Source organism: Burkholderia sp. AU31624, assembly GCF_020420065.1.
Taxonomy (GTDB): Bacteria; Pseudomonadota; Gammaproteobacteria; order Burkholderiales; family Burkholderiaceae; genus Burkholderia.
In genome coordinates, this window is the sequence record NZ_JAIZRT010000008.1 from 71,315 (window position 1) to 96,403 (window position 25,089).

Consider the following 25,089-nt stretch of genomic DNA (forward strand, 5'->3'; position numbering starts at 1 on the left):
CATGCACACTGGTTCGTTGATCGACGCGCTGCACAGCGGCGCGGATATTCCCGCCGGCGACGTGCGGGACGTGCTGCCGCATCGCGGCACGATGTTGCTGCTCGACGCGATCGGGCGCTGTTCCGAGGCCGGCATCGAGGTGAGTGCGACTGCGCGCCGCGATGCATGGTACGCCGACGGCAACGGCGCGATGCCGGCGTGGATCGGCATCGAGTTGATGGCGCAGGCGATCGCCGCGCATGTCGGCCTGCTCGCCGCCCACGCAGGCGGTCGAGCCAAGCCGGGCGTGCTGCTCGGCGCCAACCGCTATGTCGCGCATCGTTCCTCGTTCGATGCGGATACGGTGCTGCATATCGTCGCGCGTGAACTGTTGCGCGGCGACGAGGGGCACGGTGCGTACGAGTGCGCGATTCATGCCGACGGCGTGTGCTGCGCCGAAGCGATCGTCAAGGTGTACCAACCGAACGATTTTCAATCTTTTATCGAAGGGAGCTTCAATTCATGACTCGGCGAGTACTCGTGACCGGCGCGAGCCGCGGCATCGGCCGGGCCGTGGCGCTGCGTCTCGCGTCCGATGGTTTCGCGGTGACGGTGCATTGCCGTACCGGCCGTGACGATGCGGAAGCGGTGGCAGGCGCGATTCACGCGCAAGGCGGCACGGCGAGCGTGCTGCAGTTCGACGTGCGGGACCGTGCCGCTTGCCGACGCGAGCTGGAAGCGGACGTCGAGGCAAACGGTGCGTACTACGGCATCGTCTGCAGCGCGGGCGTGACGCGAGACGGTGCGTTCCCGGCGTTGTCCGAAGAGGATTGGGACGTCGTGATCGAGACCGGGCTGGACAGTTTCTACAACGTCGTCCATCCGTTGACCATGCCGATGGTGCGCCTGCGGGGCGGCGGCCGGATCGTGACGATCGCGTCCATATCGGGCGTGATGGGCAATCGCGGCCAGGTCAACTACAGCGCGGCGAAGGCGGGCCTGATCGGCGCGACCAAGGCGTTGGCGGTCGAACTGGCGTCGCGAAAGATCACGGTCAACTGCGTCGCGCCCGGGCTGGTCGATACCGGCATGCTCGACGACGTACCGCTCGAGCACGCGTTGAAGACCGTACCGATGGGCCGCGTCGGGCAGCCCGACGAAGTCGCGGCGGTGGTCGGTTTCCTGATGTCGGACGCGGCGACCTACGTCACCCGGCAAGTGATCGGTGTCAATGGCGGGATGGTGTGATGAAGCGCGTGGTCGTAACGGGGATGGGCGGCGTGACCGCGTTCGGCGACAACTGGCCGGAAATCGAAGCGCGCCTGAAGGGCGCGAGGAACGCGGTGCGGCGCATGCCCGAATGGGACTGCTACGAAGCACTGCACACGCGGCTCGCGTGTCCGCTGCCGGGCTTCGTGCTGCCGGGCACATATCCGCGCAAGAAGACGCGTTCGATGGGGCCGGTCTCGATGTATGCGGTGCGGGCGAGCGAGCTGGCGCTGGCTGACGCGGGGCTGGCCGACGATGCGTCGATCCGGGACGGTCGCATGGGCGTTGCCTATGGGTCGTCGTCGGGGTCGGTCGAGCCGATTCGCGCGTTCGGCACGATGATCGAGACCGGATCGATGCGGGATGTGACGTCGAACAGCTATGTGCAGATGATGCCGCACACCACGGCTGTCAACGTCAGCCTGTTCTGGGATCTGAAGGGCCGGATCGTGCCGACGTCGTCGGCGTGCGCCTCCGGTAGCCAGGCGATCGGTTACGCGTACGAGGCGATTGCGACCGGGAAGCAGACGTTGATGCTCGCGGGCGGTGCGGAAGAATTGTCCGGCCCGGCGGTCGCGGTGTTCGATACGTTGTATGCGACCAGCACGCGCAACGATGCTGCGAACCTGACGCCGCGCCCGTTCGATGTCGACCGCGACGGCCTGGTGGTCGGGGAAGGCGCGGCGACGCTCGTGCTCGAGGAATACGAGCATGCGATCGCGCGTGGCGCAGTCATCCATGCGGAAATCGTCGGATTCGGCTGCAATTCCGATGGCGCGCATATCACGCAACCCACGGCGGAGACGATGGCGGTCGCCATGAGGCTCGCGCTTCGCGATGCGCGGCTCGACGCCGGGGCGATCGCCTACGTGAACGCGCACGGCACGTCGACCGATCGCGGCGACGTGGCGGAAAGCCACGCAACGGCATTGGTGTTCGACGAGCGCATGCCGATCAGTTCGTTGAAAAGCTATGTGGGCCACACGCTCGGCGCGTGCGGCGCGCTCGAAGCATGGTGGACGATCGAGATGATGAAGCGCAACTGGTACGTGCCGACCCTCAACCTCGACAACGTCGATCCGGCCTGCGCGCCGCTCGATTACATCGTCGGCGATGCGCGTGCGATCGATGCCGAATTCGTGATGAGCAACAACTTCGCGTTCGGCGGGATCAACACGTCGCTGATCTTCAGGCGGGTCGCTGCGTGAGGGCATTCGACAATGCGCGGACGCGCGTCGTCGTCACGGGGCTGGGCATCGTGTCGTGCCTCGGCAATTCGCTCGACGACGTATCGGCCGCGCTGCGCACCGGCCGTTCGGGCGTGAGCGGGGTCGATGCATGGCGCACGCGCGGCTTTCGCAGCCAGGTTGCAGGTGTCGCATCCGTGGGCTCCGCTACACCGTTCGCGCGCAAGCACGAGCGCTTCATGGGCGATACGGCGCGCTTTGCCGCGCATGCAACGGCCTGGGCGCTCGACGATGCGGGGCTTGATCCCGCGGCCCTTCGCTCGCCGCGCGCGGGTGCGATTGTAGGCTCGGGCATCGGGTCGATGGCCGATTACGACGATGCGATGGCGATCGCGTATCAGCGCGGCGTCGACAAGACGCCGCCCTACGTCGTTCCGAAGGCGATGAGCAGCACGGCATCGGCGTGCGTCGCGCAGTTGTTCGGTATCGAAGGCATTTCCTATTCACCGTCGTCGGCCTGTACGAGTTCGACCCTGGCGATCGGGCAGGCCATGCAGCTGATTCGGTCCGGTTGTCAGGACATCGTGCTGGCAGGCGGGAGCGAGGCGCTGCACGACAACATGACGCTGATGTTCGACGCGATGGGCGCGTTGTCCGGCAGCTTCAACGATACGCCTGCACAGGCGTCGCGCCCCTATGCGCTCGGCCGCGACGGTTTCGTGATCGCGTCGGGTGCGGGCATCCTCGTACTCGAATCGCTCGATCATGCGCGTTCGCGTGGTGCACGGATTTACGCGGAGTTGTCCGGCTTCGGTCAATGCACGGACAACGCGGGCATGGCGACGCCCCATGCGCCCGGAATCGCGCGCGCGATGCGCATGGCGCTGGACGGGGCGGAGCGGCGCCCGGACTACGTCAACACCCATGCACCGTCGACGCCGCTGGGCGATATCGAGGAGCTGAAGGCGCTCGACGACGTATTCGGTGGCGACCTGCCCGTGTTCTCGTCGACGAAAGGGATGACGGGGCATCCGCTCGGGGCCAGCGGCGTGCACGAGGCGATCTACACGATGCTGATGATGCGCGACGGTTTCATCGCCGGGACGGCCGTGGGCGATGCACCGGATCCGGCGGTCGCCGGCAAGCCGCTTGTGCATGCCGCGCGCGAAGCGTCGATCGAGCGTGCGCTGTCGGTGTCCTTCGGGTTTGGCGGCAGTTGCGCAAGTGTGTTGTTGGACGCCTGGAAGGGCGATTGAAGTGAACGTACTGAGATGAGAGGGCAAGAACCATGAAGCAGAAGGGATATCTGGCCGGCATGCTGGTCGTGGCATCGTTGCTGGCGGGGTGCGGGACGGTGGTTCGTTCGCTGCCGTTGCCGGCGACGGCAACCGCGCCGGACGCGAGCGGTGTCGCGATCTATTTCGGCGAACAGCCGCATCCGGAGGTCAAGACGAATCTCGGTCCGCGTTCGGAGTCGGCGCGAGTGCGGCGTGCGGAAGCCGAGCAGCCGACGTGCGACCAGGCGCTGACCGAAGCGCTGAATCGTCTGCGTACCTATGCGAAGGGGCATGGCGGCAATGCGGTCATCAACGTGACGACCCGCTTTCATGAAAAGCGCTCCAGCTCGACGACCGAATACACGTGCGGCGTAAGCGGCAGTGCCGGCGCGATTGCGGTGTCGGGCGACGTCGTGCAACTGAACGCGCAATAAGGCGGGGGCGACGTGAAATACCGCATTGCGATGGCATTGCTGGGTGCGGCGCTGGCAGTGTCGCCGGCGCATGCACGGGACACGATCGGCAATTATCCGATCGCGGACGCGTTGAAGAGCGGGGACGGCAAGCTGGGCGAAGACGTCGCGCTTTATTTCGGCGACCAGTCGCCTCCGGGCATCGCCAAGTCGTACGGCTCGTTTGCGACCAACAAGAAGACCAACGCGTTCGGCAAGAGCGACGAGGAGGCGTGCCGACACGTATTTCTGTCGGCCGTGATCGAGCTTCAGGCGCGGGCTCGGAAGGAGGGCGGTAACGCTGTCGTCGGCATCAAGAGCAACTACCGCAACGTTGCGCGGTCGAGCACGACCGAGTACACCTGCGGGGCCGGGGCAGTCGTAGCCGGCGTGGCGCTCACGGGCGAGGTCGTGATGCTGAAGCGGTAAGCGGCGGCGTGCTCGTTGGCAGGAGCCGGCCGTGCGGCCGGCTCCTTCGTTCAGGCGGGCTTGCGCGCGGCGACGTTGACGAGCGTTTCGCGACGCTTGCCGGGTTGCGGCGTATACAGGCCGATGCGCTCCAGCAGGCCGAAGTCTTTCGCACGACTCCACCACAGATACGGCAACGACACGTTGCGGGTGCCGAACACGAACCCCGCGTCGCGCAGCATGGCGAGATAGCCGTCAGCGCTTTTCTGGACCTGCATCGGGTGGCGGAACAACAGCCGGATGACCCACGACTTGATATACGCGTCGGTCGATTCCGCGAACAGCAGCAGCCCACCGGGCTTCAGCACGCGGCGAAATTCGGCCAGCGCGCGTTCTTGCTCGACCAGATGGTGAAAGGTCTGATGGCAGAACACGATGTCGACGCTCGCGTCGGCGAGCGGAATCCGTGCGCAGTCCGCATGGTGCAACTCGACCGGCACCGTGCAGCGACGTGCGGCTGCCGACGCGTGCTCGAGCGAATCATCGTGGCAATCGATGCCGATGATCTTTTCGGGCGAGAATGCCTCGTTCAACAGGCGAAACGAATTGCCCTGGCCGCATCCTGCGTCGAGGATGATCGGGGCGTCGGGCAGCGGCGCTGCGACGAGCTGTTTCAGATCGTTGATGGCCACGCGAAGCACGTGATGTTCCCAGGTATGCGTGCGAAGAAACCAGATGCCGAATGCGGTTTCGGGAATATAGGCAGGGGCTTGCGTGCGGTAAGACGTCATGGGTCCCTCGGCGGTATCTTGGATTTTGAGCGCCTATTGTAGTTTGCAACGCCGAAACGTGGCGCGAGAAACATAAGACACCCAATCAATCGGAATGAAGTGGCAGACATGAATGAAATGAAATCGAACCCGGTCGACGTCGCAATCATCGGCGCCGGGCCGGCCGGTGCCCTTGCGGCGGGATTGCTGCGCAAGGCGGGACGTTCCGTGCTCGTGCTCGAGCGCCAGCACTTTCCGCGATTTTCGATCGGGGAGAGCCTGTTGCCGCAGAGCATGCACTATCTCGAAGAGGCGGGCATGCTGCAGGCGGTCGTCGAGGCCGGTTTCCAGTTCAAGAACGGTGCGTATTTCGTTCATCGCGACCGGATGTCGTCGTTCGATTTCCGCGAGAAATTTTCCGGAGGCTGGGGGACCGCGTATCAGGTCGAGCGCGCGGCGTTCGACGACGTGCTGATCCGCTGTGCGGCCGGGCAGGGTGCTGACGTACGATTCGGCGATACGGTGCGGGCATTCGAACCCGGCGAGCGCCCGCGACTCGACGTCGTCGAGGAGTCCGGCCGCGAGTATCGCGTGGAGGCGTCATTCGTCCTCGATGCGAGCGGTTTCGGCCGTGTGCTGCCGGGGCTGCTCGGCCTCGAAGCGCCGACGGGCTTGCCGACGCGCGCGGCGATCTTTTCGCATGTCGAGGACCGGCTGCCGGCGGGCTCGACCGATCGCGACAAAATCTGCATTGCCGTGCACCCCGAGCGGTGCGACGTCTGGTACTGGATGATCCCGCTGACGAACGGGCGTTCGTCGGTCGGTTGCGTTGCCGACGCCGATTTTCTCGATGTGCCGGAAGCGCAGCGCGAGCAGCGGTTGCGCGAACTGCTGCAGAGCGAACCGACTCTCGCGCGTCTCGTCGGCAGCAAGCCGTTCGTGATGCCGGTGCGCCGCATCGCGGGCTATGCGTCCAACGTCGAGCGCCTGCATGGCCCGGGGTATGCGCTGCTCGGCAATGCGGGCGAATTCCTCGATCCCATCTTCTCGTCGGGCGTGACTATCGCGATGTGCTCGGCCCATCTGGCGGTCGCGACGCTCGAGCGCCAGATGCGCGGCGAGACGGTCGACTGGGCGCGCGACTACGATGCCGCGCTGCGCAAGGGCATCAACACCTTTCGTGCTTTCGTCGAACGCTGGTATTCGGGCGCGCTGCAGGACATCGTGTTTTACGACGACAAGGCACCGGACGTGAAGCGGATGATCTGCTCGATCCTGGCTGGCTACGCTTGGGACGAATCGAACCCGTTCGTCCGGGAACCGGTGCGCGGCCTCGACGTGCTTGCCGAAATCTGCCGTCCGGACCGACGCGCTTGAGCCGATCGCGGCGTTTGCACGGCGTTACCGCGGACGATGCAACGTCGAGGCCCGAGTCCTGGCCCGGCTCACGCACGAATCCTGGATACCTTCGCGGATCCGGGGGCGACATGGAGCGCGTATAGCTCGGATACGCTGACCGCCTTGCGGCTGCTGTGTTCGACTGATCCATCTTTTGTCCACAGGAACGGATAAAAGCTGAAGCATTGATCCGTCGTCAGATGCTGAACCTCGGCTTGCCAGCCGGGCCAGCGCGAGCTCGTATAGAAGTCATGCAGCGTCTCGCCGAGCGACCAGCGCACGAAGTCGCTGTGATTTCGAGGGGCTCCCATCCCAAGGTGTCGGGTGCAAGGTAGTACACCGAACCAGTGTCTTCGCCGAGTGCGTCGCCGTTCAATGCGAGGAAGCCGCCGACGGCATCGTCTGCGATCAACAGGAAACCGGACGATCGCCCGGTGTTCCAGCCGACGATGTCTCTGAGCAGTCTGGGATGGCGTGAGCCAAGCAGACGAAGGTAGCCTCCGTCCACCAGGATGCCGCCGGTCGAATAGGCGATTGCCCCCAGGGTCGAACGCGTGGATACCTGAAGTGCTGAGAGCACTTCGCCACGCCGATCGGATGCGGGCAGTATTTCGCAACGGTGACGGGCTGCTGCCGCCCATTCGATCAACGTCGGGAGCGCTGAATCGCGTTCGTTTACCAGTTCGTCCAGCGGGTGCATATTGTTCTGCGGGCTGTTCGAGCGAAACCTCACCGCGCGCCGACCGACGACCGCAGCGCCGCGCCCAGCGTGCGCAGCGCCTGCCGGGCCCGTGCATCGGTCAGGTTCGAGTAGAGCACCACGTCGCGCGCCGGCAACGGCGGCAGCCCGTATCGCGCGCCCACGTCGACCGTCCCGACGGGCGCCACGCGATGCCCGAGCGCGGCGACGGCCAGCCCCGCGGACACCGCCGCGCCGATCGTCGCCACGCCGCCGCCGACGAACACTTCAGTCCACGCGACACCGGCTTCGTCCAGCGCGCCGATCGCCATGTGGCGCACGCTGCACGGCTCGGCCTGCGTCGCGAGCCGCAGCGGTTGCGGCGGATGGTAGTCGAAATCGGTCGCGGCCATCCAGCCGAACGACTCCGACAGCAGGGTTTCCCCATCGAGCCGCCGGCTGCCGTGCTGTAGCGCGACGGCGGCGTCGAGCTGGCCGCGATCGAACGCATCGAGCACGTCGCGCGACGCGGCGACCCGGATCTCCAGCACGAGCCCCGGTTCCGCTTCGCTCATGCGCCGAAGCAGCATCGGCAGATCGGCGCCGACGGCATGATGGCTCACGCCGATCACCAGCCGCCGCTGGCCGGCGCCGAACGCGCCGACCGCACCCTGGTGAGCCGCTACGAGCTCGCGCGCGGGTTCCAGGAACGCGGTGCCGTCGGCCGACAGGCGAACCTGCCGCGGCGTGCGTTCCAGCAAACGGCGGCCGAGGCCGTCTTCAAGTCGCTTGATCTTCAGGCTCACCGCGGACTGCGTCGTGTCCATCGCCTCGGCGGCCCGCGTGAAGCTCTTGAGGTCGGCGGTCAGCACGAACGCCTGCACGGCTTCGATGTCGAGCGTTTTCATCACGCACTCATCCATTGAGAAAATGAATCATTGAAATATTCTGCCATCGTCTTTTCAAATGATTCAAGGTCTTCTACGCTGTTCTCGAGCCGTTCGGAATCTACCTTGTCAATCCCAGGAGTCGATCATGCTGACCGCGTACTACGTGCACCGCCTGCCGGCGGACTACGACCTCGACATCATCCGCAATCGCGTGCGCGAGCGCGGCAGGCTCTGGGACGACACGCCGGATCTCGTGTTCAAGGCGTTTCTGCTGCGCGAGGCGGGCCGCTACGGTGCGACGGAAAACGGCTATGCGTCGCTTTATCTTTGGCGCAATGAACAGGCGTTCGCCCGGTTCGTCACGGACGGCCGCTATCGGGTCGTGACGGACAGTTTCGGGCGCGCGCCGATCGATGTGCAGGTCGCGCTCGATGCGCGCAAGGGCAGCGCGTCGACGGGACGCTTCGTGCGGCTGGAGGCCGTCGATATTCCGGCGGACGCCGACCTCGATGCGACGCTGGCACGGGAAGTCGAGCGCAATCGCGATGTAGCGGCGCGGCAGGGTACGGTTGCGGCCGCCGTCAGCCTCGATCCGCTGCGCTGGCGGCTGACGCGCGTGCTCGTATCGGAGCAGGAGCCGGACGACGGCGGCGCAGGTCCGGTGTATCAGGTCCTGCATCTGGCCAGGCCGTTGCTCGATACGCTCGAAGGGAGTGGGGTGTGATGGCCGGCGCTGTGTTCCGATCGCGGGCCGGGTCGGCGGGTGAGCCCTGCGGCTCGGCATCCGCGCGATTGCCGGCCGGCCTGGTGGTCGTCGCGCATCTCGCCGGGCTGGCGGCGGGGATCGCCGCGATTGCCGCGCTCGCGACGGTGCTGGCGCTGTTGTTCCGGTAAGGTGCGCGTTTGCGGATGAGTGAATACGGAAGCGCCGCGCACGACGCACGCGGCGCTTCTGTCGGGTGATGACCGCTCAGTGCCCCTGCAACCGGATATCCCGCGACGACGCACCGATGTACACCGTCCCACCCGGCACCACGCGCCAGCCGTTACGCGACGTATCCCACACGCTCTGCATCCGCGGTGACACGGTCACGTGCACACGCCGCGCCTCGCCCGGATTCAGCCGGATCTTCTCCCAGCCGACCAGCCGCTTCGGCGGCTCGTCCTTGTACGGCACGCCGAGATAGACCTGCGGCGTTTCCGCGCCGGCGACGCGCCCGTCGTTGCGCACCGTGAACGCGACGCTCAGGGCACCGTCCCATTGCTTCGACACCGACAGCCCCGAATACGCGAAGTGCGTGTACGACAGCCCGTAGCCGAACTCGAACATCGGCTTGATGTTGTGCGCGTCATACCAGCGATAGCCCATGTTCAGCTTTTCCGCATAGACGGGATCGTTGTCGAACGCGCCGTTTTGCCCCCACGTCGGCGAATCCTGATCGCGCGCGGGGAACGTGACGGGCAGTTTGCCGGACGGATTGACCGCACCGAACAGCACGTTCGCGATCGCCTTGCCGCCGGCTTCGCCCGGATACCACGCCTCCACGATGGCCGACACGTTGTCCTTCCACGGCATCAGCACCGGGTTGCCGCTCTGGACGACGACGATCGTGTGCGGATTCGCGCGCGCGACGGCTTCGACGAGTGCATCCTGGTTCGAGGGGTTCGCGAGTTTCAGGCTCTGGAGATCGCCGAAATCCTCGCCGGCCGGCTGCGCGACCACGACGATCGCGACGTCCGAGCGGCCCGCGAGTGCCGCGGCCTGGTCGATCTCCTGCTGCGTGTACGCGCGGAACGGCGACTGCTGATCGCTGTTGCCGGCATACGTGACCTGCGCGGCCGGCGCGAGCGCACGGATCGCCGCGACGATCGGCACGTCCACCTTCAGCCACGGATTGCGCCACCAGCTGCACCCGGTCGATGACCCGAACGTCAGGCCGCCGCAGCCCGCGAACGATCCCGATACGGGGTCGCGCGTGTTGCCCGAGCCGCCGCCCGACAGCACGGCCGCATCGGCATGGCCGCCGATCACGGCGATCCGCGACAGCGCCGACGCGGCGAGCGGCAACTGGTTGCCGTCGTTCTTCAGCAGAACGATCGACTGCTCGGAGGCCGCCTGCGCGAACCGGTTGCCGGCCGCGAAATCGATCGTGCCGCCGCCCTTGGCCGGATCGTCCATCACGCCGACGCGGATCATCACCGCGAGCTTGCGGCGCACCATGTCGTCGAGGCGCGCGGTCGACACCGAGCCGTTCGCGATCGCCTGCTTGACTGCCGCCGGCGTCAGGTACACGCTCGGCCCGACGTCTTCTTCCTCGTCGAGCCCGGCGTCGATCGCGGCGGCGGTGCTGTGCGTCGCGCCCCAGTCGGACTGCACCTGGCCCTGGAAGCCCCATTCGTTCTTCAGCACGTCGTTCAGGAGATGGGGGTTCTCGCACGCATAGGTGCCGTTCAAGCGGTTGTAGCTGCACATCACGCTGCCGGGCCGGCCGCGCTTCGCGGCGATCTCGAACGGCAGCAGGTAAAGCTCGCGCAGCGTGCGTTCGTCGATCTGCGTGTTGCCGCCCATCCGGCCGTGCTCCTGCTCGTTGCCCGCGTAGTGCTTGATGGTCGCGATGACTTTCTGCCGCTGCGTGGCGAGCGTGCGTTCGGCGAGCAGGTCGCCGGCCAGCAGCGGATCCTCGCCGAGATACTCGAACAGGCGGCCGCCGCGCGGTTCGCGCGCGAGGTTGGTGCCGCCGGCGAGGCCCATGCCGAATCCTTGCGCGCGCAACTGGATCGCGACCTGCTTGCCATAGTCGTACGACAGGCGGCGATCCCAGCTCGCGGCGACGGCGATCGTCGCGGGGAACGTCGTGCTGGCCTGCGACGTGCTGCCGGAGCCGGTCGCCGAATCGACCATGTTCAGGTCGGGAATGCCGAGGCGCGGCACCCCCTGGATGTAGCCGGCGCCGCCGCCCGGCACCTTTGACATTTCGTATTGCGAATGAATGAATTGCAGTTTTTCGTCGAGCGTCATCTTGCGCACGAGCAGGTCAGCGCGCCGAGCCGCCGCGGCCGACGCGAATGCGTCGGTCGCGTCGGCCTGCGCGTTGAAATCGGCGTCGCCCGCGTAGGCGGTGGTGCAGAGGGTCGCTGCCAGCACGACGGCCGGCCAGAGTGTGTCCCGCATGTTGCTCTCCATGATCGTATTGCCGGTTGTTCGGATGATGTCTGGAGCTGCGCACGTCCGGTGGATTCGCACCGGACGCAATTGGCCGGCGATGCTGGGTGGTTGCGCGTCGGCATGCCGGGCCAGGCGGGGAATCGTTACGGCCGGTTGGGCCCGATCGAACCTCGAGGACGGCGACGCGGACCGCCCGGCGCTGCCGAATCGGATGTAGCGATTCTCTGCAGCGACCAATCGTACAAATGTAGTTTGACTACAGCATCGGTGTTTCTACCGATACGTGTGATCTTTATTTCGTAGGGGCGCGTAGCGGGGCGGAAAGACGGTCATCGTTCCCGATCGAGCGTGCGCGGAGGAGTAAGAAGTACCCGTGCGCGAGCGTGCGGAGGCGGCGGGCAATCAGGGGGCGTGTGGCACGGTGCGGTTCGTTGCGCTCGCATCGAACGGAACACCGTCCGATGCCGGCCACCTCGCGCTAGCCGCGTCGCGCGACCGGACTGCCGGGAAGCGGAATCCCGGCGCGATAGACGACGGTGGCGAGCGCTGCGGCGACCGCCGCCTCGGCCGTCAGCACGGCGGCGGCTGCGCCCAGCTCGGCGAAGTACTTGGCGAGCACGGGTACCAGCACGATGTTCAGAATGCCCGATGACATCAGGATGCGCGTGAATGCGGACTTCATCCCGAGCGGCAGCATCGTCTGCACACCGAACAGGTCGGTCATGCCGGCCATGAACGGAATGAAGGCCATCCAGCGCAGCACCTGGACCGTCGGTTCGTACGAAGGGCCATACAGGATGCGTACGGCGAGCGGCGCGCCGAAGAAGATCGCGAGCGAGATGCCGAGCACCATCGCAACCTGCACGACGAACAGCTTGCGCAGGAACGAGAACGCATCGTTGCGCGCGTGCCGCATCAGGTAGTTGATGCGCGGATAGGTGGCGGCCTTCAGCGGTTGCAGCATGCTGAGCGCCGCACGGATCAGCTTGTCGCCGGCGGCGAAGTAGCCTGCCGCGACGTTGCCCGATACGAAGCCGAGCAGCACGGTGTTGGTCGACGCATAGAACGCGATGGACGTCGACGCGAGGAACACCTGCCAGCCGCCTTTCAGCGATTCCGCGATGTCGGAGAACTCCACGCGAATGAAGTCGATTTCGCGCTGCGCATAAAGGTAGATGGCCAGCACGATCGCGGACAGCGTCGGGACGGCTGCGTTGACGATCATCGCGCGGTCGATGTCCGCCGGGCTGTGCACGAGCGCGAACATCGCGGGCAGGCTGAGGATGCGGCCGATGAACAGGATCACGCTCAGCGCGCGCAGTTTCTCCATGCCCTGGAAATACCAACCCGGCGTAAACGCCACGCCGGCCACCATGCCGAAACCGATCAGCAGCAGATCGCGGTCCTCGCCGAAGCGCTTGAACAGGAAAGTCAGCGCGACCAGCACGATGAAGCAGATGACGGCGATGCCGATCTGGGCGTACAACGTCGCCCAGAAGATACGGGAGCGCTCGGCGCGGTCGTCGCGGGCGAGCGCGATGCGCGGCGTGGCGGTCAGGTCGAAGCTGTAGCTCGTGCAGTTGGTCAGGTAGGCGATGACCGCGAGCGAGAACGCGAGTTGGCCGTAGCCTTCAGGCCCCAGTGCGTGCGTCAGCAGCGGTGCGATCATGAGCGGCACCGCGTACATCGAAATCTGCAACGTCAGCAGCAGCAGGAAGTTCTTCTTGAGGTTAGACATTCGCTCGGTCGGCGCCGTGGGTGTCGCGGTGCGGCGGCATGGGGCCGCGATGCGTGTGTGCATCCGGTCGGCGCTGACCCGGATTCATGGGTGGGTGGCGCGTCCGGCGTCGCCGGGCACGGCCACATCATCGTATGGCGGCCATGATACCGGCCGCACGAGACGACTGTGTTCGCGAGCCTACCGTTCGCGGATGCCGTGCGCACGTATGCGTGGATCCCGACACCGCGCACACCGCGCGCGTCGTCCGCGCGCGTCGTCGTATCGCGACAGTGATGAATCCATTTGTAAGCTGGCGCACCGAAGGACGCTCGAACCGGGTGCTTTAATCGAGCGCACAGTTTTGGCTCACGCCGCACGGGTTCCCGGCGCAAACCGTGACGGCGTGCCGGGCACGCAACATCACCTCCCGCGGGCATGCGGGCAGGGCAACGGACGAAACAGGGCGGGCCGCGCAGGGGCGCGGCTGGGGGCGCCGCCGTGTGTTCGTCGAGCAGTCGCACGATCGTGGAATCGCTCATTTCGGTGGAGCCGCCGGAACACGCGTCCGCGTCCGATAAAAATACCGATCCGAGGAGTACCGATTGAAGCCGATTACGTTCGGCAGCTGCGTGGGGTGGCTGCACGAGGGACAGACGAAACAAGGGGTGGTCCTGTGCGAGGCATTGGGCCACGAGGCATCGTGGACGCACAAGCTCATGCGGGCGATCGCCGAACGCCTTGCCGGCGACGGCGTCACGGTGCTGCGGTTCAACTATCCGTGCAGTGGTGACTCCGCGGGCGACGATCTCGATGCCGGTCGGTATGCCGCGTGCATCGACAGCATTCACGATGCGATCGACATGCTGCGCGACCAGGTCGGTGTCGCGTCGCTGACGCTCGTCGGAATCCGTGCGGGCGCGCTGTTCGCGATGCTGGCCGCCGCGGGCAACGGCCAGCGTCCGTCGCCGCGCGTCGACGCATTGGCGGCCTTCGCGCCCGTCGTGCGTGGGCGCGCGTACCTGCGCGAGATGTCGTTCGTGCATCGCCAGTGGCTCGACATCACGTCGCCGGCCATTCGTGCCGCACATCGCGACGAACCGTGCATGAACGTGCTCGGGCACCGCTTTCCCGGCGATTTCGTCGATGCGCTGAAGGCGGTCGATCTGTGCGACGTCGTGCGCGATGCAGCGACGTTGCCCGGCGCGGTGCTGCTGATCGATCCCGATCAGGGGGACGGCCCTGCGTTGCGCGATGCACTGCTCGCTCGCGGCGTCGACGTGGCCACCGACTCGTTCCGCGAATGGTCGACGACGATGCTGGACGGTACGCGCTCGCGCCTGCCGCTCGACGCGATCGACACGCTCGCCAACTGGATCGCCGAACGGGCGCCGCGCGCGGCGACAGGCATCGACCCCGCGCGGCCGCTGGATCCGGCATGGAATGGCGAGTCGGCTGTCGCGCTCGACATGACGGACATGACCGAGCAGGTCGTCGCGGTAGGGCCGGACCGGGTGGTCGGCGTGCTGTGCCGTCCCGCGGATACGGGGCCGGCAAATCCCGTCGCTCCGGCACTCGTGATCGCGAACACGTCGACGAATCCGCGCAGCGGAGAAGGGCGCTTCAGCGTGCGCCTCGCGCGCACGCTCGCACGCGCCGGCGTGACGACGCTGAGGATCGACGTGCATGGCGTGGGCGACAGCGGGGCTGCCGCGCCCGACGACCAGGCGCCGGTCGTGTATGCACCGCAGTCGAGCGACGACGTGGCGACCGCCGCGGACTGGCTGCGTGCACTCGGCTACCCAGAGGTGATCGCAACCGGCATCTGTTCGGGCGCCTATGCGGCATTGCATGCGGCCGTGAAGACGCCGTCGCTCGGCGGCGTGATCGCGATCAACCTGGCGCGTTTCGTGTGGCCGGCCGGGCTCTCGCTGGAGGCGGTGCAGAAGCAGCGGAACAATTCGGTGCGCGGCTACTGGCTATCGGTGCGCGACTGGAAAAAGTGGAAGGGCCTCGTGCGCGAACGGCGCGATTTGCGACCGATCGTGGGGGCCGTCGCCGCCAATGCGATCGCGCGGGTCAGCGTGCCGATGAAAGAGGCCGCCGCGCGCTTCGGCTGGAAGCCGCGCGCCGGTACGCCACGCGGCGTGATGCACGTGCTGGCGCAACGCAATGTCCGGACGACGCTGGTGTACGGCGCGCTCGATCCCGGCATCGACGACGTGCGGCGCCACTTCGGAGCGATCGAGCGCGCGTTCAGGCGCTCGCGTCACGTGCGACTGCATCTCGAGCCGCAGGTCGATCACGCGGTGTACGGCGCGGTCGGCACGGACATCGTGATCGGGCTTTGCATGCAGGCGCTCGGCCGTGATTCGGCGAGGCCGGTCGTGCGCGTCTCCGATCCTGCCACGCTCGAAGCGGCCACAGGATCGTACGGGAGCGTGTCGGTCGGCCGGCCGTGACGGGCGCTGTGCCGCATGCGTTGCTCGCAGTGGCGCGTCGGGGTGCGATCGCGCCCGCGTATGAAGATGGGCGTTCGGTGGGGTTGCTCACAGACGCGCCGTTTGCCGTGGTGTCCAATCCCTTATCGATGCATGCGCGGTCATGCCGAGGCATGACCGGCCGGGTGCTTCAGTCCGGATCGGCTGGCGCGTCAAAGGGTGATTTCACGTAGGGCGATGCGTACAACGTGCCACTGCCCCCTGCGTCGTCGGCCGGTGTACTGGCCACCTGCGCGCGATGCGGGCGCGCCGGGACGAGCGGCCGGCGCAACGTGCTGTGGGCGCGCGGGTCGGGCTGAACGGCGGCGCTCGCGGCGGGACGCGTGAGCGCGGGCGCGGCATTCGCGGATGCGGGCGTGGCAGGTTCGGCGGCCGCGCGTGCGACCGCCGCTTGCGCCGAACGCTGGGGCGGCACCGGGCCCGGTAGCGTCGACGACGCAAAGGACGGGGTGTCGGCGGGGCTGCTGGACAGCGTCTGCGCACCGGCGGCACAGACGAAGCCGGCCGACACGATGCAGACGAACGACGAAAGCGATGAAGAGAAGTTCATGACGAATCGTATGGAGTGACGTGCGGTGAAGAGGGCGGTGCGGCGATGCAATGCGAGCCGCGCTGGGCAAGCGTAATGCCGGAATTCGCCGCGTTCGGCGGGTTACCGCACAGTTTTGGAAGGACATCATGTCAATCACCACGCAACCGGAATCGACGCTCGGCACGCCGAGGCCAGGCCGGACCATCGCCCGTCGCGCATCGTGGCGGTCGCGCCTGGCGATCGCGGCCGCCGCGTGCGCACTGAGCGCATGCGCGCTGTCGCCCGGCATGACTTATCACCCGCCGGCCGAGCGCGACGCGAATGCGCGCGTGAGCGCCGACGCATCGGGATCGGGCGGCCTCGACGGCGTGCAGAACGTGTCGAGCGAGGATCTGATCGAGATCACGCCGGCCTTCGTCGCGCAGCATCATGCGGGGCGGCCGGCCAACGTCGACGCGGAGATCCGCCAGCTGTTCGGCAAGCCGGTGCCGTACACGATCGGCCCTGGCGATGTGCTGGGCATCATCGTCTGGGACCACCCCGAGTTGAACCTGCCGACGACGCAGACGGTCGGTGGCGGCGACGGGGTCGGCGCCAGCTCGGTCGCGACGGGCTACACGGTCGATGCGAACGGCAACGTGCAGTTCGCTTACGCGGGCCTCGTTCACGTGGCCGGGTTGACCGAGGCGCAGGCAGGCGCGCTGCTGATGAAGCGGCTCGGCGAATACGTGCGCAAGCCGCAGCTCTCGCTGCGCGTGCAGAGCTACCGCAGCAAGCGCGTCTATCTCGACGGCGAGGTGCGCACGCCGGGTCTGCAGATCGTCAACGACATGCCGATGACGCTGCCCGAGGCGATCGACCGTGCGGGCGGTTTCACCCCGACGGCAGACCGCTCGCAGGTTTCGGTGACGCGCGGCGACAAGACCGTGAACGTGAGCCTGCCCGCATTGATTTCGGCGGGCGTGAATCCGTCGAACATCCTGCTGCGCGACGGCGATCTCGTGCGCGTGCGCGCGGCGAGCGACGCGAAGGTGTTCGTGCTCGGCGAGGTGTCGCGCCCCGCGACGCTGACATTGACTGACGGCCGGATGAGCCTCGGCGAGGCGCTCGGCGACACGGGCGGCGTCAGTCAGTACACGTCCGACGCGCGCCAGGTGTTCGTCGTGCGCCGTGGCCCGGACAACCGACCGCGGGTGTACCACCTCGACGGCAGTTCGCCCGCGTCGTTCGCGCTCGCCGACCAGTTTCCGCTCGAGCGGCGCGACGTCGTGTTCGTCGATGCGTCGTCGCTCGTGCGCTGGAGCCGCGTCGTGAACCTGCTGATTCCATCGTCCGCGCAAGGTGCGCTGACGGCGAAGGCCATTTCGCCGTGATATTCGCGGCGGATTTTGTGACCGCGACGGTGCGTCGCGCCATACGGGACTGAGGCTGTATGAATACTTCGACCCTGCCTGACTCGCACAGCGGGCGCATTCCGCGGCCGTCCCATTCGGTGCGCCGCTACTGGAGCGTGCTGTATGGCGGCCGGCGCCTGATCCTTTGCACGGCGCTTGCGGGCGCGATTGCCGGAGGCCTGTATGCGCTGTGCGCGGCCCCCGTCTACCGCACCGACATCCTGTTCCAGGTCGAGCAAAGCCAGACCGACTCGAAGCAGACGTCGCCGCCTGGCGATCCATCGTCGGTGTTCGATCTGAAGACGGATGCATCGACGGAGATCGAGGTGCTGAAATCCCGCGCGGTGCTCGATCGCGCGATCGACAGCACCAACCTCGCGCTCGACGCCCGACCGCATTACCTGCCGCTGATCGGCTGGCGATTCGTGAATGCCGCCGACGGGTTGTCGTCGCCGTTGCCGGGCGGATACGTGTACGGCACCGAGCGCATCGACGTGCCGACCTTCGACGTGCCGAAACGACTGCTTGGCAAGCGCTTCGCGTTGACCGTCGGCGATGACGGCGCCTATACGCTGCAGCGCACCGGCCTGTTCGGCCGGAAAGGGCCGATGTGGCAGGGCCGTATCGGCCAGCCGTTGCACGTCGAGACGCCGGAGGGCGCGATCGACGTGTTCGTGCGCGGTGTGGCCGGCGAGCCCGGCGCACGCTTCGACCTGACGCGTTACAGCGACGAGGAGGCGTCCACGTGGCTGCAGAAGAACGCGCTGATCTCGGAGCGCGGCAAGCAGTCGAACATGGTTGGCGTGACGCTCGACGGCACCGATCCCGTGCAGGATAGCCGCGTGCTGAACGCGATCGGCGACGCGTATCTGGCGCAGAACACGCAACGCAAGTCCGAGGCGGCCGACAAGCTGATCCGCTATATGGACGGCCAGTTGCCGCAGTTGAAGGCCCAACTGGAGGCGGCGGAAAACCGCTTCAATGCATTCCGTGCATCGCACGGGACGGTCAATACGAGCGACGAAGCGCTGGCACTGCGGCAACAGGCAGTCGACATCGAGACGCGCGTGCAGACGCTGCAGCAGCGGCGTGAGGAACTGATGACGCGCTTCATGCCGAAGCATCCGGCGGTTGCCGCCGTCGATGCGCAGCTCGCCGATGCGCAGCGTTCGCTCGACACGACACGCAAGCAGATCCAGCAGCTGCCGACCGTGGAGCAGGGCGTGCTGCAACTGCAGCGCGACGTGGCCGTGGATACCGCGCTGTACACGAACTTGCTCAATACGCGCCAGCAGATGGTCCTCGCGCGTGCCAGCAAGACCGGCACCGTGCGGATCGTCGATACGGCGAAGATCGCCGAGCAGCCGATCGGTCCGCATCGCGGGGTTGCGGTGGTCGGTCTCCTGATGGTGGGCCTGCTGGCTGGCGCGGCGATCGTGATCGCCCGGCAGCGTGTCGTCGGCACGATCGGCGACGCGGAAGAAATCGAATGGGCGACGGGGCTGCCGGTGTTCGCGACCGTCCCGCACAGCGCGATCGCGGCGGCAGCGGAACTGCGGTCCAAGGCCGGCCGGCCCGGTCCGCGCACATCGATTGCGCCGGTCGGCGCGCAGGACGCCGCGCTCGAAAGCCTGCGCGGTCTGCGCGCGTCGCTGCAATTGGCGATGCCGGCCGCGTCGAATCCGGTCGTGCTGATCTCCGGGCCGACGACGGGCGTCGGCAAGTCGTTCGTCGCTGCGAATATCGCGTCGCTCGCCGGTGCCGCGAAACGGCGGGTCCTGCTGATCGACGCCGATCTGCGCAAGGGTTCGCTGCACGACCGGTTCCGCTATAGCCGTGCGCCGGGGCTGTCGGACGTGGTGGCGGGCACCCATGCGCTCGACGAGGCAATCAAGCGCGGCGTCACACCGGGCCTCGATTTCATTGCGATGGGCAGCGTCGTTCCCGATCCGGGCGAACTGCTGCTGCAGCCCGCGTTCGCCGAATTGATCGGGCAGCTCGCGTCGCGCTACGACATGGTGGTGCTCGACGGCCCGCCGCTGCTGCCGGTCGCCGATGCGCTGGTGCTGGGGCGTCTGGCGGGCACGGTGTTCCTCGTCGCGCGTAGCGGCGTGACGACGCTGACGGAGCTCGACGAAAGCGCGCGACGGCTCGAGCACGCGCATATCGATGTGCGCGGCGTGATCCTGAACGATTACCAGGGCGCGCCGGGGCGGTACGACTACGGCTACTCGGATACGAATACGCATCAGGCCGCGTCCGGATACGCCGGAGCGATGGCGCAGCGGCAAAGCGTGGAGCGCGCGTCGTGAGCGGGCGAGCGGGCAGCACGGGGGGCGGGCCGCGGGAGCGGGCGGTAACACGGCGCAGAGCGGCAAGCAGGAGCGATCACGCCGGCGGTTATACGGGCTATTGGTGGGAAGATCCGGCGCGGCTCGTGCTGATGTTCATCCTGCCGCTGTATGGCCTGCTTTCACTGAGCCTGCTCGGTGACCAGAAATCGATCGCACGGATCTATTTCGACAGCTACTACGCGTTTGTCGGCGCGTTGTTCCTGATCGCGCTGACGGCGGCGGCGTGGCTCGCGACGACCGAGGTTCGGACGCGGCGCGGGCCGCCTCCCGCCGCAGTGACGCTGTCGCCCCGCGTGCTCGATTTCGTCTTCGCGCTCGCGCTGTTCGGTTATGCGCTGTTGCTGAGCGGCATCCTGTTGCATCCGGCGCTGCTGATCGCGTTCGTGCGAGGCGAAGCGAATGCATATGACATGCTTGAACTGAAAGGGCGCATCACGGGCCTCAGCACGTTCACGCAGGCCACGGCACCGTTTGTCGTGCTGTATTTCTATGTGTTCAGGACACCGGTAAAGGGCCTGAATCGCTACAAGATCTATTTCGCCGTGCTCGCGGTGCTGACGCTGCTGCGCAGCTTCATCTTCGCGGAACGGCTTGCACTGATCGAGATGGTGATGCCGCTTGCGCTCATGGTCGTGCGGTTCCGGCTCGGCGGACGGTATGCTCGTCTGCTGACGCTCGGTCCTTATGCGGCGATTCCGTTGCTGTTCGGCCTGTTCATCGCGAACGAGTACAACCGGTCGTGGGAAGCCTATTACGTCAACATCTACGACAACCTGTTCGATTTTGCCCTCGAGCGTCTGGGCCTGTATTACTCGACTGCATTGAACAACGGCGCAGGAATCGTGAGTGTGCTGGGCTGGAACCAGGGCCACCCGATGTTCACGTTCGACTGGCTGCTGCGCTTCCCCGTCATCGGCGCGACGTTGCAGCCGTGGCTCGACTCGAGCGACAGCATCAACCTGTTCCTGAACAGCTACGCCGACCCCGAGTTCAACAATCCGTCAGGAATTTTCGTCCACTTCTACGAGTGGGGATGGTTAGGTTTGCTCGATGCGATCGTGCTCGGCTGGGCGATTGGCCGAAGCTATGCGGGCTGGCGGACCGGAAACGGGTGCTGGTGCTGCATCCATGCGGTGCTGTTCGTCTCGGTCATGGAAATCATGCGAACGCCGAACCTGTTCAGCGGGCGGAATTTCGTGCCGGTCGTCCTGTTGATCGGCGTATTCCGCTGGTTTGCCAGGGCACCGGCACGCGCGACGGGGCATGCCGCGCCGAATCGACATCATCGAGTCGCTTGATCATTTTTCGGTTGCCGCTACCGTCCATGGCTACACATAAACAGAAATTCGAAACGCTGGACGGATTGCGCGGTATCGCGGCCATCAGCGTGATGTTCATGCATTTCCTCGAGGATCTGCCGATTCCGATACTGCAGAGCGCCTATCTTTCGGTAGACGTATTTTTCATGCTGAGCGGATTCATCCTCACGTACTCTTACGGCGAAAGACTGCTTCAGGGAGCGTGGCAGGGCGCGTATCTGAAGCGACGCGTGATTCGTCTGTATCCGATGATAGGCATCGGGATGACGATAGGGCTGGTGAGTCTCGTCGTCATGCGAATTCAATCGTCGGCGGCGTTTTCGTTGGGCAACCTGGCGGCAGCCGCCGGGCAGAATTATTTTTTCGTTCCGTATTTCGGCCGTTTCCTGGTATCCGGATTTGCCGGCGCCGCGGGTCACGGCTTGCCGGCGGTAGACGATCCCGGCGCGTTTCCGCTGAATCCTCCGGCGTGGTCACTGTTCTTCGAGCTGGTGGCGAGCGTCGCGCTGATCGCCGCAATCAGGATGAGCGAGCGGCGCCTGATGAGGCTGGCATACGCGTGCTTCGGTGCTTTCGTCGTGTACGGCGTGCTCGTGGGCCTCGACAACGGCAAGGTCTCGATCATCCTCAATCAGGGTTGGTCGGCCGACAATTTCATGGGCGGATTCTTCCGGGTCGGCTACGGGTTCCTCCTGGGCGTGGCAATCGGAAAGATGTACGAGGCGAATCTCCCGGCGAAGCCGCATTGGTTCATCGCCAGGCTCGTCAAGAACGACTACATGCTGTTTGTCGCCTTCGCGCTGGTCATTGCGTTTCCGACGTCGGTCAAGGGAACGTATTCGGCGGCGATCCTGCTGTTCGTCGCCCCCGCGTTGGTCTATCGCGGTGCGACGCTCGCGCCGAGCGGCAAGACGATTGCACGGATCAGCGCGTTCCTCGGCTGGATCTCGTATCCGCTTTACTGTGTGCACTATCCGGTCGGCAGGCTGGTGTTCGCGTATGCGCCGCAGGCCGAGAGCCACATTGTCAGAACGGCGATGCTTGCCGCGTTGCTGTCGATGGCGGCCGCAGCTGTCCTCGCGAAATTCGTCGAGGAACCGATCCGGTCGTATCTGGGCACGCGCTTGTTTGCGAATGGTCGGATCGCGAACGGCAGCGCGATCAGCGCAGGATAAGCAGTACGGCCGGCCGGGCACGCCGGCGTCCGTTGCGGCGCCAGCGTGCGATGAAACGCTACAGCCCCTCGAAGATCTCCGTCATCATCTCGGCGCTTCGGCGCCAGCGATATTTCTCCGCGTGCAGGCTGCCCTTGCGTTTGAGCTCGGCCCTGAGCTCGGCCGAATCGAGCAGGGTCCGCAATTGCCGTGCGATGTCGTCCTGGGAATACGGATCGCAGTACAGTGCCGCATCGGCACAGACTTCCGGCAGCGCGGCCGATTTGCCGACGACCGCCGGACAGCCGCAGCGCATCGCCTCGAGAGGCGGTATGCCGAAGCCTTCATAGATCGACGGATACAGGAAGCACGCCGCGTTCTGATACAGCGCCTTCAATTGCTCGTCGCTGATGTAGCCGACGTACTTGACGTTCGGTTCGGCGGCCGACAGAGGATCCTGCTTGCCGAATACGGTGGCGTTCTGCATGCCGACGATGACGAGATCGACCGACGGATCGTCAATCTGCCGGAAAGCCGCGATCAGCCGCCCGAAGTTCTTGGTCGGATTCATGCTGCTGACCGCGAGCACGAAGCGGCCGGGTGTCAGCGCATGCTTGTCGAGCACGCTCGTGTCCGCTTCCAGCGCATCGAGATGATCCGCACCGAGCGGCACGACGCTGATCTTCTCCGCGGGCACGCCGCAATGATGCGCAAGGCGATCCCGTGAGAAATAGGAGTTGGTCAGCACGCATACGGAGGTTCGCGCGAGGATCCAGAACATGATCCGGTACCACACGCGAAACGGGCGTGAGAAATGTGCGGGCGTGTCGAACACCGCCGCATCGTGCATGTAGATGATCTGGTTGCCGATGAAAACGGATGCCGAATTGCTGAGATTGACGATGCGGCCTCGGCGAGCGAACAACGGGAGCACCAACTGCTCCCAGACCACGCCCTTGTAAAAGCCGACCTTGACCGTCCTCGCGCCGCTGACCTCGACGCCGGGTTGCGGAGGCACCAGCACGGTCACCGGATCCTGCGGCTGAAACTTGATCAATGCGGCAATCAGCTCGCGCGCGACGCGCTGCACCCCGGTCGTCTTCTGCGTGGTGAAGCGGCCGTTATAGACGAGTTGCTTCGGTTTATTGAAAGTGATCATGTCAACGAGAAGATATCGAATTCGGAATCAGGCTTTGACGTGATCCGGTGCGACCGGCTTGAAGTCGCGCGTGTCGACACGCGGCTCCTCGGTATCCAGTCCGTAGAGCGCATTCCACTGCCGGAAAATCGCGTTCATCGAAAACCGCTGAATCGCCCGTTTTCGGGCTGCCGCGCCCATTTGCTCGCGAAGCTGCCGGTCGTCGCGCAGCGTCGTCAGATACGTGGCCATCTCGGCGGCGTTCGACGCGACGTAGCCGGTCACGCCGTGAATCACCACGTCGCGATTGCCCACGACGTCCGTCACCACGGCCGGTATGCCGGCGACCTGCGCTTCGATCAGCGCGACCGGCATGCCTTCCCAGCGGGAAGTCTGGACGTAGATGTCCAGTTCCGATGTCAGCGCGAGCGCACGTGCGCGGGGTATCCAGCCGCTGCAGACGACGGCTCCGCGCTGGGCGGGATCCGGAATCTCGGCCGCGTTGCCGCCGATCCAGAGAAACTCGACGTCCGCGTCGTGCAGCATGTCGGCGAGTCGCACGAATGCCTGATGATTCTTCTGGTACGACGCCCGACCGCTCATCCCGATGACGACCTTGCGATCGTCGCGCATTCGACGCGGCGGGATCTCCGCCACATCGACACCGTTTTCCACCAGGACCGTCGATTTCGCGCGGACCTTTCCCCTGATCTCGGCGAGCTCGCTGCCCGAGCACGCGACGATGGTGCCGCCGATGTGCGCCGCGATGCGTTCGAAGCTCAGATAGGCGTACTGCTTCATGCGCGATACGTCGCGACGCAGGAACGAGAGTCCGTGCGGCGAGTAGAGCACCTTCGCGTTCGGGGCAGCGATCCGGGCGGCGATTCGCCCCAGCACGCCGGCCTTCGACGAGTGCAGATGAATCGCGGTCGGCTTGCAGTCGCGCAGGCTCCGGACCAGCGCACGCACGCTCCGCAGATCCTGTTTGACGCTCACCTCGCGCGCCATGTCGACGTACACGAGCTTCACGCCGGGCAAGAACAGCGTCGAAAAATCGGTCGGGGTTTCCGGTCGGATCGAGTGCAGAACCGTCACGTCGACGCCGGTCGCTGCGGCATGGTTGGCGAGATGGGTCAGCATCGAAAGCACGCCGCCACCGAATGCTTCGGCGATATGAACGATCTTTTGTTGGGTCATCTGTGGGTCCAGCGATTCGCTCGCAGATTCATCGCACGTCGTGACGATGAGTCGCCGGCGAATCTTGCGGTCTCGATATCCGGTTCGTGAAACTATGCATTCCTGATTGATAAATGCATGGCAGTCGCGGCCATTGGATCCTGCTGTCACAGTCGCTGGTTGGCGCCGACGAGGCAGCGTGACGGTTTCCGCCGATGAAATGCCGAGTCGACGTTGCCGCAGGGCGCCGGACACGATGCAGCGTGAGGAATCCATACCGCGACATACGTGCAGGCGCGATGCCTCCGAACATCGAAACCGGCGTTCGA

The 25,089-nt window shown here is 65.8% G+C and carries 21 protein-coding genes and 1 pseudogene; 14 read left to right on the forward strand and 8 right to left on the reverse strand.

Annotated features, from left to right (window positions below; genetic code table 11):
* Position 1: 1 nt before the first annotated feature.
* The 6 genes from LGM89_RS27375 to LGM89_RS27400 are packed head-to-tail and all read left to right on the forward strand — an operon-like array spanning position 2 to position 4,593.
* Complete coding sequence (locus tag LGM89_RS27375) at positions 2-505, forward strand: hotdog family protein (RefSeq protein ID WP_226274562.1); 504 nt, start codon at positions 2-4, stop codon at positions 503-505.
* On the forward strand, positions 502-1,227 hold the full coding sequence (locus LGM89_RS27380; RefSeq protein ID WP_089497139.1) for a 3-ketoacyl-ACP reductase FabG2: 726 nt from the start codon (positions 502-504) through the stop codon (positions 1,225-1,227). The genes LGM89_RS27375 and LGM89_RS27380 overlap by 4 nt, the downstream gene beginning before the upstream one ends.
* Complete coding sequence (locus LGM89_RS27385) at positions 1,227-2,456, forward strand: beta-ketoacyl-ACP synthase (RefSeq protein ID WP_089497138.1); 1,230 nt, start codon at positions 1,227-1,229, stop codon at positions 2,454-2,456. Before LGM89_RS27380 ends, LGM89_RS27385 begins: the two co-directional genes overlap by 1 nt.
* On the forward strand, positions 2,453-3,691 hold the full coding sequence (locus tag LGM89_RS27390) for a beta-ketoacyl-[acyl-carrier-protein] synthase family protein (RefSeq protein ID WP_089497137.1): 1,239 nt from the start codon (positions 2,453-2,455) through the stop codon (positions 3,689-3,691). The genes LGM89_RS27385 and LGM89_RS27390 overlap by 4 nt, the downstream gene beginning before the upstream one ends.
* 32 nt (positions 3,692-3,723) lie before the next feature.
* The gene (locus tag LGM89_RS27395) at positions 3,724-4,146 is read left to right on the forward strand and encodes a signal peptidase (RefSeq protein WP_089497136.1); all 423 of its coding nucleotides are present in this window, start codon (positions 3,724-3,726) and stop codon (positions 4,144-4,146) included.
* Between the two features lie 12 nt (positions 4,147-4,158).
* Positions 4,159-4,593 carry an excinuclease ABC subunit A gene (locus tag LGM89_RS27400; RefSeq protein ID WP_413226755.1) on the forward strand — a complete coding sequence of 145 codons (435 nt, stop codon included), beginning with the start codon at positions 4,159-4,161 and terminating at the stop codon, positions 4,591-4,593.
* A 50-nt stretch (positions 4,594-4,643) separates the two neighbouring features.
* Here the strand turns inward: LGM89_RS27400 and LGM89_RS27405 are convergent, their stop codons facing one another.
* The gene (locus LGM89_RS27405; RefSeq protein WP_226274563.1) at positions 4,644-5,363 is read right to left on the reverse strand and encodes a class I SAM-dependent methyltransferase; all 720 of its coding nucleotides are present in this window, start codon (positions 5,361-5,363) and stop codon (positions 4,644-4,646) included.
* Positions 5,364-5,471: 108 nt separating this feature from the next.
* Between LGM89_RS27405 and LGM89_RS27410 the strand changes: the two genes are divergently transcribed.
* On the forward strand, positions 5,472-6,719 hold the full coding sequence (locus tag LGM89_RS27410) for an NAD(P)/FAD-dependent oxidoreductase (protein ID WP_226274564.1): 1,248 nt from the start codon (positions 5,472-5,474) through the stop codon (positions 6,717-6,719).
* Between the two features lie 68 nt (positions 6,720-6,787).
* Here the strand turns inward: LGM89_RS27410 and LGM89_RS27415 are convergent.
* Positions 6,788-7,440, reverse strand: a pseudogene (locus tag LGM89_RS27415) (DUF2625 family protein).
* Positions 7,441-7,469: 29 nt separating this feature from the next.
* Entirely contained in the window at positions 7,470-8,327 is an 858-nt protein-coding gene (locus LGM89_RS27420; protein ID WP_089463556.1) for a LysR family transcriptional regulator, read from the reverse strand.
* A 127-nt stretch (positions 8,328-8,454) separates the two neighbouring features.
* On the opposite strand from LGM89_RS27420, the gene LGM89_RS27425 reads away from it, so the two are divergent.
* Both LGM89_RS27425 and LGM89_RS27430 read left to right on the forward strand, forming a co-directional pair.
* Positions 8,455-9,033, forward strand: coding sequence for a DUF4865 family protein (locus tag LGM89_RS27425; protein WP_179254905.1), 579 nt, complete (start codon positions 8,455-8,457; stop codon positions 9,031-9,033).
* Complete coding sequence (locus LGM89_RS27430; RefSeq protein ID WP_179254904.1) at positions 9,033-9,203, forward strand: hypothetical protein; 171 nt, start codon at positions 9,033-9,035, stop codon at positions 9,201-9,203. Before LGM89_RS27425 ends, LGM89_RS27430 begins: the two co-directional genes overlap by 1 nt.
* A 76-nt stretch (positions 9,204-9,279) precedes the next feature.
* Here the strand turns inward: LGM89_RS27430 and LGM89_RS27435 are convergent, their stop codons facing one another.
* Together LGM89_RS27435 and LGM89_RS27440 are read right to left on the reverse strand one after the other, a co-directional pair.
* On the reverse strand, positions 9,280-11,481 hold the full coding sequence (locus LGM89_RS27435; protein ID WP_226274565.1) for a glycoside hydrolase family 3 C-terminal domain-containing protein: 2,202 nt from the start codon (positions 11,479-11,481) through the stop codon (positions 9,280-9,282).
* A gap of 472 nt (positions 11,482-11,953) precedes the next feature.
* On the reverse strand, positions 11,954-13,213 hold the full coding sequence (locus tag LGM89_RS27440; protein ID WP_089497130.1) for an oligosaccharide flippase family protein: 1,260 nt from the start codon (positions 13,211-13,213) through the stop codon (positions 11,954-11,956).
* Between the two features lie 584 nt (positions 13,214-13,797).
* Between LGM89_RS27440 and LGM89_RS27445 the strand changes: the two genes are divergently transcribed.
* Positions 13,798-15,654, forward strand: a complete 1,857-nt coding sequence (locus LGM89_RS27445) for a serine aminopeptidase domain-containing protein (protein WP_226274566.1) — start codon at positions 13,798-13,800, stop codon at positions 15,652-15,654.
* Between the two features lie 169 nt (positions 15,655-15,823).
* On the opposite strand, the gene LGM89_RS27450 is transcribed toward LGM89_RS27445, so the two are convergent.
* Positions 15,824-16,243 carry a hypothetical protein gene (locus LGM89_RS27450; protein WP_226274567.1) on the reverse strand — a complete coding sequence of 140 codons (420 nt, stop codon included), beginning with the start codon at positions 16,241-16,243 and terminating at the stop codon, positions 15,824-15,826.
* Positions 16,244-16,371: 128 nt separating this feature from the next.
* On the opposite strand from LGM89_RS27450, the gene LGM89_RS27455 reads away from it, so the two are divergent.
* From LGM89_RS27455 to LGM89_RS27470, 4 genes are read left to right on the forward strand one after another with little or no spacing between them, the layout of a single operon-like run.
* Positions 16,372-17,598 carry a polysaccharide biosynthesis/export family protein gene (locus LGM89_RS27455; protein ID WP_226274568.1) on the forward strand — a complete coding sequence of 409 codons (1,227 nt, stop codon included), beginning with the start codon at positions 16,372-16,374 and terminating at the stop codon, positions 17,596-17,598.
* A 59-nt stretch (positions 17,599-17,657) separates the two neighbouring features.
* Positions 17,658-19,931, forward strand: a complete 2,274-nt coding sequence (locus tag LGM89_RS27460) for a polysaccharide biosynthesis tyrosine autokinase (RefSeq protein WP_226274569.1) — start codon at positions 17,658-17,660, stop codon at positions 19,929-19,931.
* On the forward strand, positions 19,928-21,271 hold the full coding sequence (locus LGM89_RS27465; protein WP_089497125.1) for an oligosaccharide repeat unit polymerase: 1,344 nt from the start codon (positions 19,928-19,930) through the stop codon (positions 21,269-21,271). The genes LGM89_RS27460 and LGM89_RS27465 overlap by 4 nt, the downstream gene beginning before the upstream one ends.
* A 26-nt stretch (positions 21,272-21,297) precedes the next feature.
* Positions 21,298-22,467 (forward strand): acyltransferase family protein, encoded by a 1,170-nt coding sequence (locus tag LGM89_RS27470; protein WP_226274570.1) that lies wholly within the window; start codon positions 21,298-21,300, stop codon positions 22,465-22,467.
* A gap of 58 nt (positions 22,468-22,525) precedes the next feature.
* Here the strand turns inward: LGM89_RS27470 and LGM89_RS27475 are convergent, their stop codons facing one another.
* Complete coding sequence (locus LGM89_RS27475) at positions 22,526-23,605, reverse strand: glycosyltransferase family 4 protein (protein WP_089497123.1); 1,080 nt, start codon at positions 23,603-23,605, stop codon at positions 22,526-22,528.
* A gap of 27 nt (positions 23,606-23,632) precedes the next feature.
* Positions 23,633-24,781, reverse strand: coding sequence for a glycosyltransferase (locus LGM89_RS27480; protein ID WP_226274723.1), 1,149 nt, complete (start codon positions 24,779-24,781; stop codon positions 23,633-23,635).
* Between the last annotated feature and the right edge of the window lie 308 nt (positions 24,782-25,089).